Here is a 17,033-nt window from a genome sequence, read left to right on the forward strand (position 1 = left end):
AAATATGGTATTAAGAGAGTATATTCACCTCCTCTATCAAAAAAGAACCAATAAAAATAACTTCGGGACAAGTTTGTAGAAACAAAAATAAGCTGTCTCAAGGGATTACCCTTAGGACAGCTTAAAATATTATTTTAAAGTATTATAAACGGAATTATTAGATTATTTTATAATGCTTTTTGCAATTGGCAATAGCTCTTTCTTTTCATCAAAATTTTCGTCAGTGAGATTAGCTATTATTTGTACAAGCATTGTTTTTGAGTCGGCTTCTTTAACAAAAAGGATTGTTTGTTCTTTCTTGTTAACTATGAAGTCTACTCCTTCTTCTGTTATCATTGTGTAGCCTTCCAAAATTTTTGTTGTCATCATTCCAGCTGAGGGTTGCAAAATTATTTGAATTCCTCCAAAATCATTTTCATTTTCCTTATACATAAGTGTTACATAATCTACGTTGTTAGAAAATTCACCTTCCTTCGTTATATATTTTAAATTATTTTCTTTAGCTTCCTTATACATTTCTTCCGCAACTACTTCTGGATCATGATCAGCAATTTCATAATATACTGTACCTTCTGTAAAAGTATAATTATTTATTAAGCTCTCCGGGAATACAAGAGACCCTTTATAAAAATCTGGTATTTTTTCTCGCGTCAGAATTTTTTCACCATTACTTCTCCATGTTAATATGGTAGCTCCTAGTTCTTCATATTCATCAACTGATAAAAAATATTGGAATTTTCCATCTGGCACTGCCTTATTTAGCTTATCTTGTATATTAATATTTTTACTTTGGTATTCTACCCTTTTTTTCTCATCGTCTTCCATCGTTTTTACGACAAAAATTTCTTCACCTTCGGAATTAAAAAGCTTCCATCCGGTATATTGCATGGCTGTAGCTATAGATGCAGTTAAAAATATCGAAAGCAAAATAGCGATAAATGACGCTCTCAAACAAAGTGGTTTATACGTTTTTTTACGTTCAATTAGTTTATTCTTTAGCGAATCTCTATGCTCTATCTGTGGGACGGCTTGGCTTTTCAAACGTATTTCAAACTCTTCATACGTTTTGATTTTATTGTCCATTATCTGATCTCCTTTCTATTATTTTTTGGATTTTCGCTTTTATTCGTTCAAATCGTTTTCTAGCATTAGGAATACTAATTTCTAAAATAGACGCTATTTCTGTAAAATCTTTATCTTCTATTATTCTTAAAACGATTAATGCTCTCTCTTTTGGTTTCAATTGGGCCAATATGTAACTTAATTCGAAGTCACTATAATCACCGCTACTGTCAGTTTCTTTTTGTAATCTTCCCTTTTCAGCAAATGGAATAAATTCAATCATCTTTTTTCTCTTAATCTTATTTAGACAATAGTTGTACGCAATTCTATATAACCAAGCACTGCTATTACTAATTTCCATCAGTTTCTTACTCTGAAATGCTTTAATGAATACTTCCTGTGCAGCGTCTTCCGCATCGTGCGCATTTCTCAAGATGTTATAACAATACACATAGATTTTTTGATGGTATTCCTTTAGCAATTCCTCCACCTTCGTCTCATGCGACTCCTCGATTACATATTCCGTTACATTTGTATACATTGTCTATGCACCTCCTTTTCTCGTCTCTATATGTAAGACAAACAACTACATTAGAATGTGACAATTAAAAAACACCGGATATTATAAACCGGTGTTTTTCCTTTTATATTTTTTAGGTTTTTTCGATATTCCCTCTGCAATCAGATTAAAACAATAGATTAAGAGCATGAAAATCAATAAAGGTGGAATAATCATCCAAAACTGCTTTGTTACAAAGACATCTCTCGAAATTGCTATCATCCCAGAAATCTCGGATATATCAGGCTTTAATCGATAAGGTGTATCTTCGTAATAAGCCGCTCCCCCTACAAAAATCGAAAGTATTCCTAAATGAACAAACATTTGAAGCACTTGTACAATATGCTGAGTCCAAAATAAAACTAGCTTTGTCCATAACTGTGGGTTAATATGCTTCCATATGACCCAAGTTAATGACCCCCCCATAATTACAGAGTTTTGAACATACTCTTTTTTTAAGGTTTCATTCATTTCATTTCCAATTGAACTCGTTGTGACGGGTAAGACAATGATTGACATGATTAGAACTTGTAACACTAATCGCTCCGTTAATGTAGTATTCCAAACCCCTGTAGAATTAATAAGTACTGGAACTAATAAGATAAATACAAGCAAAGTTAATGGTAGAAAATGCATGCCATCTGCTATCGCATTTATCACTTTTCGGCTTTTATTATTCATATAAAATACATACACAATCGCCATTATATATCCAACAACTATTCGAATCGTTGCAATTATTAATGTGAGCAGTATAGTATATTTCACACCGACTAATAACTGTTGCAAAATAGAATAACCATAAGAATCTGTCCCAAAGAATACACTTTTAGATGGGGGATGTGGTGCTTTGCTTATTAACTTTCCATCTTCATTATAAATATAATTAATTTGATCGATTTGATCATGAAATAAAATGTTGTATAAAAAACTAATAGATAACAGCCCAAACACGATTAAAATTGGGAGGATTATGTCCCAGCGCTTAAATCGAATTCTAAATGTTGATAAGCTGATTCTTTTATTGCTAATTTTAAATAGTGAATTTAGTTGTTGACTATGTAAAAACGGCAAATTATATTTCTCAAAAATGACGTTTCTCTCTACATTTCCTTTATATACAAAATTCTCTACGAATGAATAAAAGATAAAAAATGGTGTAAACACCGATAAAAGAATAAATGTTATACCTGTGGGGCTAAAGTCCGCTCTTAAATAATAAAGAATTCCCTTCATCCCAAATAGATATTCAATTATAACTAAAGAGGATAAAGTGAGCCAAATAATTGACTTAGACTGAAAAAATGCACTTTTCAAGACGTTGGAACTACAATGCCTTATTAATATTTCTACCTTATTCAAACCTTTAGATTTTGCCAATTCCACATATGGCTGGTTCAACTCTTCTTTATATATCAAAAGGAAAAGTTTGAAAAACAATAATGTCGGAATAACTGATAAGCATACAATAGGGGCAACATATACCAAATTACCACCTAAACTATAAAAAGATAAAATCCGGTACCCAGTTGCTAAATATACTTGAACTACAACCATTTGAATCAGAAAGACGTATGAAAAATCGGGAAATGACTCTAGAATTTTGGTTATTTGTAGAACAATTTTTTTTAACGTTCTATTCGATAACATCGTTAGAAATGCCAATAGAAGCGCAGTAATAAAAGACAACAATATAGATGAAATTAAAACAGACATAGAGTATAGATAAGGACCTTTAAAATATTCGAGGAAAGATACTTTTCCTCTCTCAATCATGGAAGTATTAAAATAGCTCAAATACCATTTAGATGGATTTGCTATATCCTTTAATAACCCAACAAAAGTCTTGAAATACACGTGAAAATCAAAAGCATCATTTATTGTAAATAGCGTAGGTGTGCAGCTAATTAACATAATCCCTAGTAGGCCGAGCAAAAATTTAAATAAAACGCTTACAATTCTACTCATATTAATACCCTCCTATCTAACTACCAACATATCAGTTGATAAAATATTCCCTATAAATGAAGAAAGAAACTGCAAGTGTAAGTAGAAAATAAATAAGAGATCCTATAAAAACGAAAGATACACTGTTTACTCGTTGAGTAAAGTCCATTTTTATACCTGTTTGACCTTGTATTAGCATATCCATTTGCCGACTCTTTGTTCCACTTTTATTTGTGACGATATAAATTATAAATATCGCTACAATTCCAAAAGGAATCGCAATATCTATAAAACTAGCATTAAATAAAAATGTAATAATCCAATTTACAATTCCTAAACTTGCTACAGTAATTAGTAATGTAATTATTTTTCTCATAATATCCCTCCGTTTAATCAAACTAGGTTTCTTTATTTCCTAAATTCCCCTTCTTTAATTCATTTACGTTTTTATATTGAATTAGTTTCATAAATAAAAAAATTAACACTACACCCTATATTATCGAGCTGAAATGATAGCATTTTATTCTTTTTAAAAAAGACTTAAGTCCCAGTTAGTCTATGCTCATATTCCACTAAAACCGGCAAAAATTCTGATCTTCTACAGAATACAGCTACCATTTTGTTGTTAAACGGAAAAATGGAGCTTATACCATGAATCGATTTAGAACTTTTTGGCACCTCTATTGATTAGCTAATTATTCCCAAAAACATATGTGAATTAACTAAAGTTAACCAACGAATTATATTTTAGAAATAGTGCGCAGTATGCCCCCTCGTGTTGCACCCGAGTGGATCTCATTCTTCGGCTCATGCAGCCCGACGCGCTCCGGCAATAAGTATCTTCATTTTCTGAAAAAATCCAATAAATGGCTGAATGAGACATATCAGGTTATGAACGCGACATACTACCCTTTGAGAGCGACAAAACCTATTCCGAGCTCAACATACATCTCTAAGCAAAGCCTTTACTTGGCATGAGGTGTGTCTATTAATGGTGCACTATTTTAATGTTGAGCATATGCCTTAATATTGTAGGATAATCGCACTGATTAGCTAGCAAACTTCCTTGGATTGGAGCGTCAGGCAGCTATTCCAGACGGAGGTCAACAGGATGTTGGTTACGAAGGCGTTGCCACACGATGTGACGCTCTAAGCCTTCGTTCCTCGGAGACAGATGAGCTATCACAAACGGCGCGCATGCGAGGGTGCTGGCTCATCACTCCCCCCGAGGAAAGTGTCCGCCTAGAGCGGAAATATTAGCGGCTACTAAGTCGTACTATTTCTGAAGTGTACCAAGTAAACCGATAATGTGTTTATGCAAATGGATTCTATGGACCCTTTTTTGCTGAAATGTAAGAAAATAGTTAATCGACAGACGTGCTTTTTGGTATTTATTCTTACTCGTGTTAGCATACTGGGACTGGCTATCAGCGATTGATTATACAAAATTTTTGAAGGAAGATTATGAATTGTATGTATGATGTTGTTATTATTGGTGGGGGGCCATGTGGGTTATCAACGGGGCTTGCTCTTCAAGAAAAAGGTCTTTCTTATGTAATTATTGAAAAAGAGGCGATTGGCAATTCTATAGTCAATTGTCCATTACATATGACTTTCTATAGTACATCCGATCGTTTAGAAATTGGCAATATACCTTTTCTCTCTCAAGATGTACGTCCTTCTCGAAATGAGTTACTAAAATATTATCGCTTAGTATCAGAGAGGCAAGATATTAATATTAGATGCTATCAAAAAGTAAATTCTATTACTAAAAATACAGCATCCTTTACTATCCACTCTGAAGATCGTGTAGGCAATGCCATTCCATACGAGGCGCGGATAATTGTTCTTGCAACTGGTATTTTCGATACCCCTAGAAAGTTAGAGGTAGCTGGAGAAAGTTTATCCAAGGTATCACATTATAATAAAGAGGGTCACAATTATTTTGGATAACTTGTTACAGTCGTAGGTGGTAAAAATTCAGCGATTGAAGCTGCGATTGATCTTTATCGTAACGGTTCCTATGTTACACTTGTACACCGTGGAGAAACTGTCCTAGAAGGCATTAAACCATCCTTGCTCTTGGATATGCGTAACCTCCTAAAGAAAGAACAAATAAACTTTTATCCGAATTCAACCATTGCAAATATAGATGAAACAACCATTAGTATAATATCTTCCAATGGAACAGTTTCCATACAAAATGACTTTTTTTTTCCCCTCATGGGGTATCAGCCTAATACTTCATTGCTCCAAAGTATCGGTATTCAAACCGACTTTTCTACGCTAGTTCCTTCATTTAATCCTAAAACACACGAATCCAATGTCAAAAACATTTTTCTTTCTGGAGTTGTAACTGGTGGTATTACCAATAGTGTGTACATTGGAGATGTACTATTTCACGGTTTGAAAATTGCAGAAGAAATTGCGCAACGCCTTTCCTATGTATAATTCATTAAAGGCTCTACCAATCACATTCATGTAATTGGTAGAACCTTTATCCTAGAAAATACTTAAATCCCATGTATCTGCAATCTTTTTCAACAACATAACACCCGCTACACTGCTTCCATATTCGTCAATAGCTGGTCCGTAAATGCCAATTCCGCATCCTTCTTGGAAAGGAAATTCTTCATTTCTAACACGTGGAGGAACGGCTGACATTATCCCACCGGATACTCCCGTTTTTGCTGGTATTCCAATATAAGCAGCAAATTTACCAGAAGCATTATAAACCCCACAAGTCAGCATTAAACTTTTAGCTAATCTGGCTACTTCTTTAGGAAGAACTTGTTCCTTTCGGATTGGATGATATCCATCCTGTGCCAAGATTAATCCTATTATAGCGATGTCTTCCGTAGTTACTTCAAGCGAACATTGTTTCAAATATACTTCTAAAGCTTCCTCAACCTCTATTTCTAAATAGCCTGTTTCTTTTAAATAATAGGCTAAAGCTCTATTTCGATTTGCTGTTTGCCATTCTGAGACAAATACTTCCTCATTTAATGAAGGTCGTTTCCCAACCATTTTCTCCATTAATAAATAGATAGATTCTAATTTTTCTTGTGGAGTTTGTCCTGGAAGAATGGCAGAAACTGTAATTGCTCCCGCATTAATCATCGGGTTAAATGGCTTTCCTGGCTTATGCATTTCTAAACGAATAATGGAGTTAAATGGATCACCAGTTGGTTCTAAATCCACTCTATCTAATACATAAGGAATACCATGGTGCATGCATGCGGCGATAAAACTGATAACTTTGGAAATACTTTGTAAAGTAAAAGGAACATTCCAATCACCAGACTTTATCATAGTACCATCTGGCCCTATAATGGAGATACCTAAATTGGAAGAGTTGACCTTCTCTAAAGCTGGGATGTAAGAAGCATTTTTACCTTCCTTAGAAAAGGTACGATAATGCGCCACCCAGTCATCTATATTATTCATATTTTGATTTTCTTTTTGAATACTCGAATCATCAATCATTTTTTCCATATTATCCATCCCTCTACCATGAAGTTGCTGCGTTACTGTTCATAAATTGATTCTGTTTTCTTAATATAGAATAGAACAACATTCAAAAAATTACTATCAATATTATTAAATAAAAGAAAATGCTTGAAAATCAGTCTTCGTCTTACATGCAAAGTGCAATATCAAAAAAAAAAGTTACAATGACCACTAATTGCGGTGATTGTAACTTTTTACTCCCGATAATCGCATGCACTCATTTGAATGTCACTAAAAAGGGAAGAGACAGTGCCATTTGAAACCGAATGAAAATATTCTAATACGTTAAAATTCATGTCTTCCTATCCTATTCTCCATCGCTATCATCTTCTTCTGTTTCTCTTGATGGTAATATTCCCATTTTCTCCACAAGTCTTGGTAGGTTCATCGCAATAAACATTAATATTGCAGTAATAATAGCTAAATCATATGCCCCATAACCTATTGTTAAACCAACACAAGCCGTTATCCAAAGATTCGCAGCGGTGGTAAGACCACGTTTTACATTATCCTTATCTAACCAAATAACACCTGCACCAAGAAATCCAATCCCGCTTATTACTTGAGCGGCTAACCGCATAGGATCATTACCTTCTCCTTGATTTAATGTCGAAAGAATCATTGCAAGTGTTGATCCCAAACAGACTAATATATGCGTTCTAATCCCCGCAGGCTTATTCTTAATAGCCCTTTCCAAGCCAATTAAAAATCCTATAAACGTCGCGACAATTAGTCTAATATATAAGTCAATATGTGAATCGAATAATGATGTAATAAAATTCATTGTGCATTACTCCTTTCATTAATTTCATTGCTTCACCAATACCTTTTTTAATAAGATTTACTTCTATTAACAAAATTAATCTATATACTTTTATTTCTATAAAAGATTTCTAAAACATTTTATAATGCCATGAACATTTATATGCTTCATTAAAACGAAAAAACTGCCGAAATACATTTTCGACAGCTCTATCTATACATGTATTAAAGCACTGAAACAATTCAAAACGGAGATAGATACTTTCTATAAATTCACAAAATTTAACGAGACGGCCTAGGTGCTAAACAATCTGTACATTTTTTCTGATTGTTACCTTTAAATTTAGTGAAAGTTTTTTCAAAATTATTTCCGCAAGAGCATTTAAATAGAAGTTTTTGCGAGTATCCTATATATTCTTTTGACAGTAATACACTATCTGAATTCTTCGTGACATACTCACGGATACTTTCTATAGTCCATTTTTTATTCATATTGACACCTCCGACAGCGTTTCCGAATACGACAAAAGGAGAGGTTTCGGAAACCTTTATTTCAATTAGGTCCATAACTTTCTAATCTACCTAAGTTCACTATTATACCATTATTTCAATAAATTTTTAAACCTTGTTCTATTTGTTTGCCACACTACAACGAAAATACTTACTCTTCTACCGGTAGCCAACCTTTTACATTCACTAGACGCTCCCATAATAGGTCTGGAATTACTAATTCCTTCTGATCATTTTTTGAAAGTGTTGTGCGTATATGATCTTCCTGTCCAGCTTCCACTTTTTCTATCCATTTTGGCTCCATAAGCAACTCTCGGCCTAATGCGATTAACGGGACACCTGTTTCTAATGCCCCTATTACTTCATCTGGTGTATGAAGCGAACCAACGCCTACAATCGGGACACGACTACCAACTTTTTCATAAATTTTGATAATCCTTGAGTGGGATTCATTTTTCTCACGGAATGAACCATTCCAGAAATGCATGACAGATATATGCAAGTAATCGATTGCTTGATCTGCTAGCTTTTCAACAAATTGAAGCGTATCCTCCAACGTAATGCCAGGATTTGTTCCTTCTTCAGGTGATATACGATACCCTATTATAAATGGTGTTTTAGCATGTTCTGCAACCGCTCTTTTTACAGAATCCACAACAGCTAAAGGAAACTGCATTCTTTTTTCAAGAGTTCCACCCCAACGATCTTCTCTTCGATTGGAATGTGGAGAAAAAAATTGTTGTAATAGATATGTATTTGCACCGTGAATTTCCACTCCGTCAAATCCTGCTTCAATAGCTCTTCTTGTAGCCTCACCAAAAGCTTTAATAGTATTTTGTATTTCTACTTCTGTCATTTCTCGAGGAACTGGTGAGCCTTCCCGTTCTGCTGCAATAGCACTAGGGGATATAGGCTGATGATCTGGCAATAATGTTGGTGGTGATTGTCTACCCCCGTGATAAATCTGCAGAATTGCTTTTGTTCCATTCGATTGAATTGTTTTCGCTAGTTTATTAAGTCCTGGGATAAAAATATCATCATCGACACTGAATTGACCAGGAAATCCTTTTCCATCTAAACTGACATATGCACACGCTGTAATAAATGCCCCAACTCCGCCTGATCTTTCTTTATAATAAGCTAGCTCTTGTTCGGATAATTCTCCATTATCTTGTGATGAATAAGTTGTCATTGGTGCAATCATTATTCGATTCTTAACCTCTACCCCTGAAGGAAAAGTAAAAGATTGAAAGATTTTTTCGTATTTAGTATTCATATGTAGTCCTCCTATATTTTTCATATACACAATTACTACGATACACTTTTTCATTCCTTCCTGTCTTGTGGAAAGGTTCAGCCATACTTACATTAATAGACGGAATTGCTGCTTCTTATTTTCTAGCCACATGCCCACAACCAATTGTCCTCTCAAACATAATCTATTTCATGAATAGCATTTATAAAAGGAGGATTAAAAATGACCTTTGGAAATGACAATGTCCCAAAGGAGAATAACGATCAGCTCGTTAGAATGTCTGATATGGATTTTAAACCTTTCTCACTATTGAATTTGATAAATGGGATGGACTCTTATTTCAATCAATTCTTTAAGCATATAAACACTCATCTTAGCGTTAATCCGCACTGGATTAACACGTATGAAACCGACTCAGAAGTGATTATTGAAGCAATATTACCAGGTTGTACGAAGAATCAAATTCAATTAGAAATCATCGGTAATCAGTTAAGAATTGGTGTGGAGAGTTCCGTTCTAGAAGAAGTCAATTATGAGACCCACACGGGAAGAAGACAATTTTATCAACGACGAGAGCACGTTATCCCCCTTCCATATTCAATTTCCGAAAAAGAAACAATTACCTCTTTTCACAATGAAACACTAAAAATCACTTTCCCAAAAAAAGATATTATGCGAAGATACCTTGAAATAGGTGACAATACGCTTAACTAAATAATTTACTTCAGTCGACTTTTTCTTTGCTTCTATATATTAAAAAAAGCTACAATGACTGGTAATTGCAATCATTGTAGCTTTTTATTATTTTAATTGGCTATGCCCATTTTTCTGAATGAGTGAAATCTGTCCTGCATGAATACCCGTATGGTACATTAGTCTTCCAACGGTAAATCTGGTAAACCGCCAAATTTTGAATGTCCTAACGGAACATCTATCTCCTCAGCGCTCTCTTTTAGTAATCCAATAGAAGGAACCGCTACATCTACTAGCTCTTCCTTTTTATCTTGAAGATCATACTTTTCTAGTAGCTCATCTAAATATTTCATGAGTGTTCATCCTTTCTAGTGGTGGAAGCCAATTACGTCATACTATCTCTCATGTATTATCCAAATAGTATATTATATAATATACTCTATCAACCAGCAATCTTGATATTTTCCTTCATGAAGTTCGTTTTTTGGTAGAAGTTTAACCTTATTAAATCCACATTTTTCATAGCAGTGAATCGCTCTTTCGTTTTGCGTTTGTGGATCCATCACTACTCTGTCTGCTTGTTTTTGTTCTACTAAAAACTCCACCATAGATTTGACTAATAGTGTACCAATACCTCTGTTCCAAAAATCAACTTCCCCTATAAATTGGTCCGTCCCATAAATAACATCAGGTACATCTCCATAACCATATAATTCTCTCCCATCAGTATCTATTTCATAATATTGTATATATCCAATTGGATGTTTTTCAAACTCAACTATACATCTCACTACACCCTCTTCACGGTTGTAAAACTTCTCCTTTACTTTACCTATGTCAAAAGCATTGTCTCTTCCCTCATAAAATTCTAGAACAGCAGGATCAGAAAGCCATTTGGCTAACAAAGAACTATCCTTCTGTTCTAATCGACGAACAACTAACTTCTCATTTTGTAATAACATCTATATCTCTCCTAATCCTTTTACTTATCAATTTATTTCGTCATTAAAATGCAAAATCCTCTATTTAGAGTTGTCCAATATTGCATTGACATACCTACTAATAAAGCTGATTATTTAATCTAGTAATAACTTTCTAGAATTTCATGCATAATTCTTATGAAACATGAAATATACTTATATTTTTGATTGGAGATTAAAATATGATCATTACTTCAAAAGCTCCTCAATCACCGTATTATGCAGTCATCTTTTCTTCACAACGGACTGAAGGTGATAAAGGATATGGTAGAATGGCACAAAAAATGGATGAGTTAGCTTCTGGGCAACCAGGTTTTTTAGGTATGGAAAGCGCCAGAGACGATGAACTCGGGATTACCGTTTCCTATTGGGAATCATTAGACGCAATAAAGACATGGAAAGAAAACTCTGCTCACAAAGTAGCTCAAAATAAAGGAAAAGAAGAATGGTATAAAAACTACTCCGTTAAAATTTGTAAAGTAGAGAGAGCCTACTCTTTCGAAATGGAATGATTCTTTTACTTTAATGTGCGTTTCTATTATAGGAGGAGACGCACATTAAATAACTCTCCCACTCCCTAACTAACCAATTAGTTCACCTACCAGATTCATTCCCAATAACAAATTTGCAATTTGTTTTCATCCTGATCATAAAAGCTAATAAAAGTATTTAATCCATCCTTTTGTATCCCCATTACTCTGACTCCCTTTTCAGTCAGAACGTTGAAAGTGTGCTCTATATTCGAAGAAAAGAATATGGGATACGCTGTGTTTTCATTCGATCCAATTCTGCCTTTTTCTAATGTCAGTGGTACCCCACTAAAATAACATAATGATTTTCTTTATACTGCTCCTGCATTCCCAACATTTCTTGATACCATAGGCTCGCTCGCTCAACATCACTCACTTTTAAACAAACTGTATCTATTCTTTCGCTTAAGTTCATTTTTTAGTCCCCCTTTACATATGTTCTTACTTTGATTATACAAAAAATGTCTAATCCCTTTTTTCCATTCCATAACAAATCAATCTCAACAGTTCTCAAGCTAATAGTACGTCTTAGGTCTTAGATAAATTTAATTCTAAGGTTCAATGCGGAAAATGATACCATTTCTTACAATGAAGAGGGAACACAAACATTGAAAGGAAGGGAGTATATAATTCTTGATTGAAAGATAGTAAGTGTTTCATTTCGCATTTATCTTCGTAATTTTTATCAAACTATTGAATTTTTAGGAGGAGTTTTACTATGTCGAGCTTTACCAAATGGGCTTTTGGAAACAAAGCCGCTGTTTCTGTATTGACCATTTTAATATTAGTGATAGGGGTCGTTAGTTATTTTAAACTACCGATGGAGTTCTTACCCTCTGCTGACAACCCGCAAGTAACCATCATTTCCATGGGGCAGGGAACAGATTCCAAAACGATGGAATCAGAAGTGACTATGCCAATTGAAAGAGCCGTTCGTGGATTGAATGGAAAAACATCCGTCTATTCTACAACTGGCGACGGATTTTCAAAAGTGGACCTGTTCTTTGAGGCAGGTTACGATATGAAGCAAGCAAAACAGGATGTACAAGATGCATTAAACAAGGTGGCTTTGCCTGTCTATATAACCAAACCAATAATTTCTCAGCTTAATACGTCCATGATTCCAATAGCTAACATTGCCGTTACCTTTGAAGATGGCATGACTACAGAAAATATGGATTTTGCTCGTGAAGAGCTTCTATCTCGTTATCAAGAAATCAAAGGGATATCCAATGTAGATGTATATGGAATCACAGATTCAATCATTATCATCAAAATCGATAATGCAAAATTGGCTGAAAATCAAATTCCTTTTCAATCGGTTATGGGAATTCTGCATGGTCAAAATACCGCAGTAGCTATCGGCGAGAAAATAATAGATGGAAAAACTAGCAATATTAAAGTAATTGGTGATTTAACAAGCATTGAAAAATTGAAGGGATTAAATGTAGCACCTGGCGTAAAACTCGAAGATATTGCATCCATTAAAGAAACAAAAGATGCGAATTTCATCAGCCGATTCAACGGAAAGGATAGCCTAGATATAAGCATCACAAAAGACAGCAAATCCAATGCTGTAACGATTAGCAAAGAAATTGAAAAAGTAACAAAGGAAATCAATAAAAAATATGATCAACAGGAATCTGTTGTTTATGTTTCTTCTGCTGATCTGGTTCAAAACTCCGTTCATACGATGATCAAGGAAGTGCTTCTTGGTGCACTATTTGCGACGATTGTCATTATGCTCTTTTTACGAAATATCCGCTCTACTTTTATAACTATCGTATCGATTCCTTTGTCACTATGTTTAACGTTATTCCTACTGTCATTGTCTGGGGTGACGCTGAATATATTAACGCTTGGCGGAGTGGCTGTTGCAGTTGGTCGTCTAGTGGATGACAGCATTGTCGTAATCGAAAATATTTTCCGCAAAATGCAAACAGAGAAACTCTCCGTCCAAATGGTGATTGCCGCAACGAAACAAGTAGGAGTCGCAATTACTGCCTCTACACTAGCAACGGTAGCTGTGTTTTTACCGATGAGCTTATTAAATGGAGGATTACAGGAATTCCTTTTACCTTTTGCTTTGACCGTTACTTATTCTTTGCTTGCATCCTTGCTCGTCGCGTTAACTGTAGTTCCTTTAATGAGTGCGAGATTATTGAAGAATACAAAGATGCCCGAACATAAACCAGCTGTTCGTTTTCCAAAGATAGTTACATGGTCTTTGAATCATAAATGGATTATCTTTTCGCTATCCATCATCCTTTTCATCGGTTCCATAGGTACTTACTTTGCCATACCAAAAGGAGCAGTTGACAACTCTTCTGCTGACTATGTTGTAGCCACGCTAAGTTACCCAAATGACACTCCAATAGATGAAGTAAAGACCAAAACGTTAGAATTGGAATCTTCTATTTTAGCACTGGATGAAGTTCAATATGTATTTTCTCAGGTAGGTTCTCCAGCTGAAGCTGCTCAATATGGCTGGGTCGGATCATCGACAGAAGCCTCCTTCAGTATTTTATTGCATGATAAAAAAGACACAGAACATATTGTAAAAGTAGTAGAAAAGAAAAAAGACCAATATCCAGATGCACTATTAGAAGTAACTGCATCCTCGTTTATGATGGGTGGCTCAAGTACTAATATCACGATCGATGTAGTAGGTGAAAATTTAGAGAACCTTGAAGAAGTGGCCACAACCATTAAAGAAAAAGTCATGAAAATCGAAGGCGTAGAAGAAGTTGCGACCAATCAGGATGAAAAGAAAACCGTATATTCCCTTAAGGTCGATCCAACAAAAGGAAACACAGAACAGATTGCGCAGCAGTTAGGCGTAATGTTAAGTAAAACACCGATAGGAACGATAAGTTTATACGACAAACAAAAAACTGTATTCTTGGAACCGCTTTTTGATACGAAAACACCAAAAGACTTGGAAAATATACAAGTTATGACCGATACAGGTCTTGTACCAGTATCGTCCATTGCTAAGCTGCAAAGTGAAGAGCGTTCAACGAATCAGTTCCATAAAGATGGAGATGCTTACCTTCGAGTTACAGCAACCGTAGATCCTGGGAAACTCTCCGAAATCTCAAGTAAAATAAATTTAGAGATATTCGGCGATAAAAAAGACAAGAAAGCAATGGATATTCCTGATAATGTGGAGGTTCTAGTAGGAGGATCAAGTAGCCAACAAGCAGAAGATTTTACAGACTTATTTCTCATTATGCTTGTCTCTATTGGAATAGTTTTTTTAATAATGGTCATCACATTTAAGTCGATCAAAGCACCAATCGCGATTCTTTGTTCCCTACCATTAGCTGCAATTGGCGCCATTTTAGGAGTTCTTATCAGTGGAATTCCAGTTGATATCACCGCTCTTTTAGGAGCATTAATGCTAATCGGCATCGTTGTAACAAATGCAATTGTACTTCTAGACCGAGTAAAACAAAATGAACAAAAAATGATTATTCGGGACGCACTTGTAGAAGCAACGGCTACAAGAATGAGACCAATATTCATGACTGCAATCGCAACCATTTGTGCGATGCTTCCATTACTAATGAAGCAGGCTGAAACAGGAAGCTTAGTATCACAAAGCCTGGCTATTGTTGTTATTGGTGGGTTAGCTATGGCAACCTTGCTGACGCTCATTGTGATTCCATGTATTTATGAATTGCTTTATTTTAGGAAGTCTAAGAAACAACGAGTTAGTCAAGTAGCTGAGCAAGATGCTTCAGTTTAAAAAAATAATAAAAGACCAGACCTTAGCTTAAACGCTTAGATCTGGTTTTTACTGTTCGTTCTTGTTTCTTTGAAAATTCATTGCGAAGGTCCCTTTTTTAAGTAAATGATTCATTAGTTGACTGGGTGAAGTTAACTCAATTTCATAATTCAAAGTTAGAGCATATAACACGAACTATATTAAAGTGAAATGTGAGAATATGTATCATATTACTCTTCATAAATCAGCATGATTTCCGCTATCGGTGGACGCTTTCCGCGGGGTGAGCGATGAGCCATCACCCGTGTCGTTTGTGATGGCTCATCTGTTTCACTCATCCCGCTGGAGTCGATTTGCCGCGGGCTCACAGGATGTGAATCATGCAGCCGTTGCCGCAGGACGGGGCGCACTTAGGCTGCCCTGTCGCTCCAATCAATAAAATAATGATGGTTCGTATTTTAATAATTAAATGCTATTTATAAAATTAGCTTAACTATGAAATAATATAAATACAACACAGAACTACCATTTACATACACAGCTTAAGTGGAAACTTTTTCTTTCTTAGCTTCCTCTTCCAGTCCTCATTCTCTTCTATTGCAGATTAGGAGTCGTGTATTTTTACTACGAATCAGCACTCTTTTTTTCTAATAATTCAATAATCCTATCTAATTTTTGCTCAATCTGCTGGTAAGAATTCATAGAAGTTTGAGGGTTTTGCCTATGTGAAGTATTTATTAGTATTCTACGTATAAAGAGCGTAAATGATAGTACTCCTATCAATATTAAACTAAATATAACAGTTAGAAATAAAATTTCCATAACACACCTCCTGTTTTGTTAGATTACACCCCTTTAAAATTGGATTTCTAAAATTTATTTCATTTTCCAAAACAAGAAAGTTCCTATGATGAGAAAGTACTCTCAACAATTTTATTTGAGAAATGTTATTTCCATTGTATACGGATTAAACATTAACTTGATTTTTTTGGAATCTTCAATTGCAGTCATATGGTAGACTTCAGTATCAGTATTTGTATCAGGGTCTATTTCAATAGTGGTTGTAAAATGACTGTCTATAACTTCTATTTCGTATCTTTGTTCTACCATTGCTTTCGCTTCTGCATAAGTATAACTCGGTTTGACGAATTCATATAACAAAGTGGTACTCCCGATTCCAATTATGAACAAAACGATCATTTTATAGAGTACCTCTTTATCTTTTTTATCGCCAAAAGCCATAAACAAAATATAGCACCACGTTGCAATAAACAATGATAGTGTTATTGGGAAGAAATTAGAAAGGGAGTTTATACGTTCGTATTCTTTCGTATCATAAAAAAAGTAGAACAGGCAGATGCTCGTCACTATGAAGTAAATGATCAATGCGACTACAATTTTCTTCTCAATTTATATCTCCCCCTTTTCAAATACCATGGAAATTCGGAACCATATAATAACAACCTCTTAAATCTTTCCATATAACGGTGCAGTT

General features: G+C 34.8%; 16 protein-coding genes and 1 pseudogene. 4 read left to right on the plus strand and 13 right to left on the minus strand.

Annotation, left to right across the window (positions count from 1 at the left end; all coding sequences use genetic code 11):
- Positions 1-162 precede the first annotated feature (162 nt).
- The 4 genes from PB01_RS14040 to PB01_RS14055 all read right to left on the minus strand — a co-directional run bounded on the left by PB01_RS14040 (position 163) and on the right by PB01_RS14055 (position 3,944).
- Positions 163-1,083: a hypothetical protein gene (locus PB01_RS14040; protein WP_151700775.1), complete on the minus strand. Its 921-nt coding sequence runs from the start codon at positions 1,081-1,083 to the stop codon at positions 163-165.
- Complete coding sequence (locus tag PB01_RS14045; RefSeq protein WP_151700776.1) at positions 1,073-1,603, minus strand: RNA polymerase sigma factor; 531 nt, start codon at positions 1,601-1,603, stop codon at positions 1,073-1,075. The genes PB01_RS14040 and PB01_RS14045 overlap by 11 nt, the downstream gene beginning before the upstream one ends.
- An 81-nt stretch (positions 1,604-1,684) precedes the next feature.
- A complete protein-coding gene (locus PB01_RS14050) occupies positions 1,685-3,589 on the minus strand; it encodes an ABC transporter permease subunit (RefSeq protein WP_151700777.1) in 1,905 nt (634 codons plus the stop codon).
- Positions 3,590-3,620: 31 nt separating this feature from the next.
- The gene (locus PB01_RS14055) at positions 3,621-3,944 is read right to left on the minus strand and encodes a hypothetical protein (RefSeq protein WP_151700778.1); all 324 of its coding nucleotides are present in this window, start codon (positions 3,942-3,944) and stop codon (positions 3,621-3,623) included.
- Between the two features lie 1,097 nt (positions 3,945-5,041).
- Between PB01_RS14055 and PB01_RS21440 the strand changes: the two are divergent.
- Positions 5,042-6,019, plus strand: a pseudogene (locus tag PB01_RS21440) (YpdA family putative bacillithiol disulfide reductase).
- Positions 6,020-6,070: 51 nt separating this feature from the next.
- On the opposite strand, the gene PB01_RS14070 reads toward PB01_RS21440, so the two are convergent.
- From PB01_RS14070 to PB01_RS14085, 4 genes are all read right to left on the minus strand, one after another.
- The gene (locus PB01_RS14070) at positions 6,071-7,054 is read right to left on the minus strand and encodes a glutaminase (protein ID WP_151702063.1); all 984 of its coding nucleotides are present in this window, start codon (positions 7,052-7,054) and stop codon (positions 6,071-6,073) included.
- A gap of 331 nt (positions 7,055-7,385) precedes the next feature.
- A complete protein-coding gene (locus PB01_RS14075) occupies positions 7,386-7,862 on the minus strand; it encodes an MgtC/SapB family protein (RefSeq protein ID WP_151700781.1) in 477 nt (158 codons plus the stop codon).
- Between the two features lie 260 nt (positions 7,863-8,122).
- Positions 8,123-8,332, minus strand: coding sequence for a hypothetical protein (locus tag PB01_RS21445; protein ID WP_151700782.1), 210 nt, complete (start codon positions 8,330-8,332; stop codon positions 8,123-8,125).
- Positions 8,333-8,501: 169 nt separating this feature from the next.
- Entirely contained in the window at positions 8,502-9,626 is a 1,125-nt protein-coding gene (locus tag PB01_RS14085; protein ID WP_151700783.1) for an NADH-dependent flavin oxidoreductase, read from the minus strand.
- A 201-nt stretch (positions 9,627-9,827) separates the two neighbouring features.
- Between PB01_RS14085 and PB01_RS14090 the strand changes: the two genes are divergently transcribed.
- Positions 9,828-10,319: an Hsp20/alpha crystallin family protein gene (locus tag PB01_RS14090; RefSeq protein WP_151700784.1), complete on the plus strand. Its 492-nt coding sequence runs from the start codon at positions 9,828-9,830 to the stop codon at positions 10,317-10,319.
- A 158-nt stretch (positions 10,320-10,477) separates the two neighbouring features.
- Here PB01_RS14090 and PB01_RS21085 read toward each other — a convergent pair whose 3' ends face one another.
- Positions 10,478-10,651 carry a hypothetical protein gene (locus tag PB01_RS21085; protein WP_192797362.1) on the minus strand — a complete coding sequence of 58 codons (174 nt, stop codon included), beginning with the start codon at positions 10,649-10,651 and terminating at the stop codon, positions 10,478-10,480.
- 72 nt (positions 10,652-10,723) lie between these two features.
- Entirely contained in the window at positions 10,724-11,260 is a 537-nt protein-coding gene (locus PB01_RS14100; protein ID WP_151700785.1) for a GNAT family N-acetyltransferase, read from the minus strand.
- Between the two features lie 200 nt (positions 11,261-11,460).
- Here PB01_RS14100 and PB01_RS14105 point away from each other — a divergent pair, with 200 nt between their 5' ends.
- Complete coding sequence (locus tag PB01_RS14105) at positions 11,461-11,790, plus strand: antibiotic biosynthesis monooxygenase family protein (protein WP_151700786.1); 330 nt, start codon at positions 11,461-11,463, stop codon at positions 11,788-11,790.
- Between the two features lie 292 nt (positions 11,791-12,082).
- On the opposite strand, the gene PB01_RS21090 is transcribed toward PB01_RS14105, so the two are convergent.
- Positions 12,083-12,223 carry a VOC family protein gene (locus PB01_RS21090; RefSeq protein ID WP_192797363.1) on the minus strand — a complete coding sequence of 47 codons (141 nt, stop codon included), beginning with the start codon at positions 12,221-12,223 and terminating at the stop codon, positions 12,083-12,085.
- Between the two features lie 303 nt (positions 12,224-12,526).
- Here PB01_RS21090 and PB01_RS14110 point away from each other — a divergent pair, with 303 nt between their 5' ends.
- Positions 12,527-15,559, plus strand: coding sequence for an efflux RND transporter permease subunit (locus tag PB01_RS14110; RefSeq protein ID WP_151700787.1), 3,033 nt, complete (start codon positions 12,527-12,529; stop codon positions 15,557-15,559).
- Positions 15,560-16,162: 603 nt separating this feature from the next.
- Here PB01_RS14110 and PB01_RS14115 read toward each other — a convergent pair.
- Both PB01_RS14115 and PB01_RS14120 read right to left on the minus strand, forming a co-directional pair.
- Complete coding sequence (locus PB01_RS14115; protein ID WP_151700788.1) at positions 16,163-16,360, minus strand: DUF4083 family protein; 198 nt, start codon at positions 16,358-16,360, stop codon at positions 16,163-16,165.
- A 111-nt stretch (positions 16,361-16,471) separates the two neighbouring features.
- On the minus strand, positions 16,472-16,786 hold the full coding sequence (locus PB01_RS14120) for a hypothetical protein (RefSeq protein ID WP_151700789.1): 315 nt from the start codon (positions 16,784-16,786) through the stop codon (positions 16,472-16,474).
- Positions 16,787-17,033 lie beyond the last annotated feature (247 nt).

The organism is Psychrobacillus glaciei (assembly GCF_008973485.1).
Lineage (GTDB): Bacteria > Bacillota > Bacilli > Bacillales_A > Planococcaceae > Psychrobacillus > Psychrobacillus glaciei.

Excerpts from the sequence above, each read along its gene's own strand:
- PB01_RS14040 (WP_151700775.1), bottom strand. The coding sequence starts at position 1,083 with ATGGACAATAAAATCAAAACGTATGAAGAGTTTGAAATACGTTTGAAA.
- PB01_RS14045 (WP_151700776.1), bottom strand. The coding sequence starts at position 1,603 with ATGTATACAAATGTAACGGAATATGTAATCGAGGAGTCGCATGAGACG.
- PB01_RS14050 (WP_151700777.1), bottom strand. The coding sequence starts at position 3,589 with ATGAGTAGAATTGTAAGCGTTTTATTTAAATTTTTGCTCGGCCTACTA.
- PB01_RS14055 (WP_151700778.1), bottom strand. The coding sequence starts at position 3,944 with ATGAGAAAAATAATTACATTACTAATTACTGTAGCAAGTTTAGGAATT.
- PB01_RS14070 (WP_151702063.1), bottom strand. The coding sequence starts at position 7,054 with ATGATTGATGATTCGAGTATTCAAAAAGAAAATCAAAATATGAATAAT.
- PB01_RS14075 (WP_151700781.1), bottom strand. The coding sequence starts at position 7,862 with ATGAATTTTATTACATCATTATTCGATTCACATATTGACTTATATATT.
- PB01_RS21445 (WP_151700782.1), bottom strand. The coding sequence starts at position 8,332 with ATGAATAAAAAATGGACTATAGAAAGTATCCGTGAGTATGTCACGAAG.
- PB01_RS14085 (WP_151700783.1), bottom strand. The coding sequence starts at position 9,626 with ATGAATACTAAATACGAAAAAATCTTTCAATCTTTTACTTTTCCTTCA.
- PB01_RS14090 (WP_151700784.1), top strand. The coding sequence starts at position 9,828 with ATGACCTTTGGAAATGACAATGTCCCAAAGGAGAATAACGATCAGCTC.
- PB01_RS21085 (WP_192797362.1), bottom strand. The coding sequence starts at position 10,651 with ATGAAATATTTAGATGAGCTACTAGAAAAGTATGATCTTCAAGATAAA.
- PB01_RS14100 (WP_151700785.1), bottom strand. The coding sequence starts at position 11,260 with ATGTTATTACAAAATGAGAAGTTAGTTGTTCGTCGATTAGAACAGAAG.
- PB01_RS14105 (WP_151700786.1), top strand. The coding sequence starts at position 11,461 with ATGATCATTACTTCAAAAGCTCCTCAATCACCGTATTATGCAGTCATC.
- PB01_RS21090 (WP_192797363.1), bottom strand. The coding sequence starts at position 12,223 with ATGAACTTAAGCGAAAGAATAGATACAGTTTGTTTAAAAGTGAGTGAT.
- PB01_RS14110 (WP_151700787.1), top strand. The coding sequence starts at position 12,527 with ATGTCGAGCTTTACCAAATGGGCTTTTGGAAACAAAGCCGCTGTTTCT.
- PB01_RS14115 (WP_151700788.1), bottom strand. The coding sequence starts at position 16,360 with ATGGAAATTTTATTTCTAACTGTTATATTTAGTTTAATATTGATAGGA.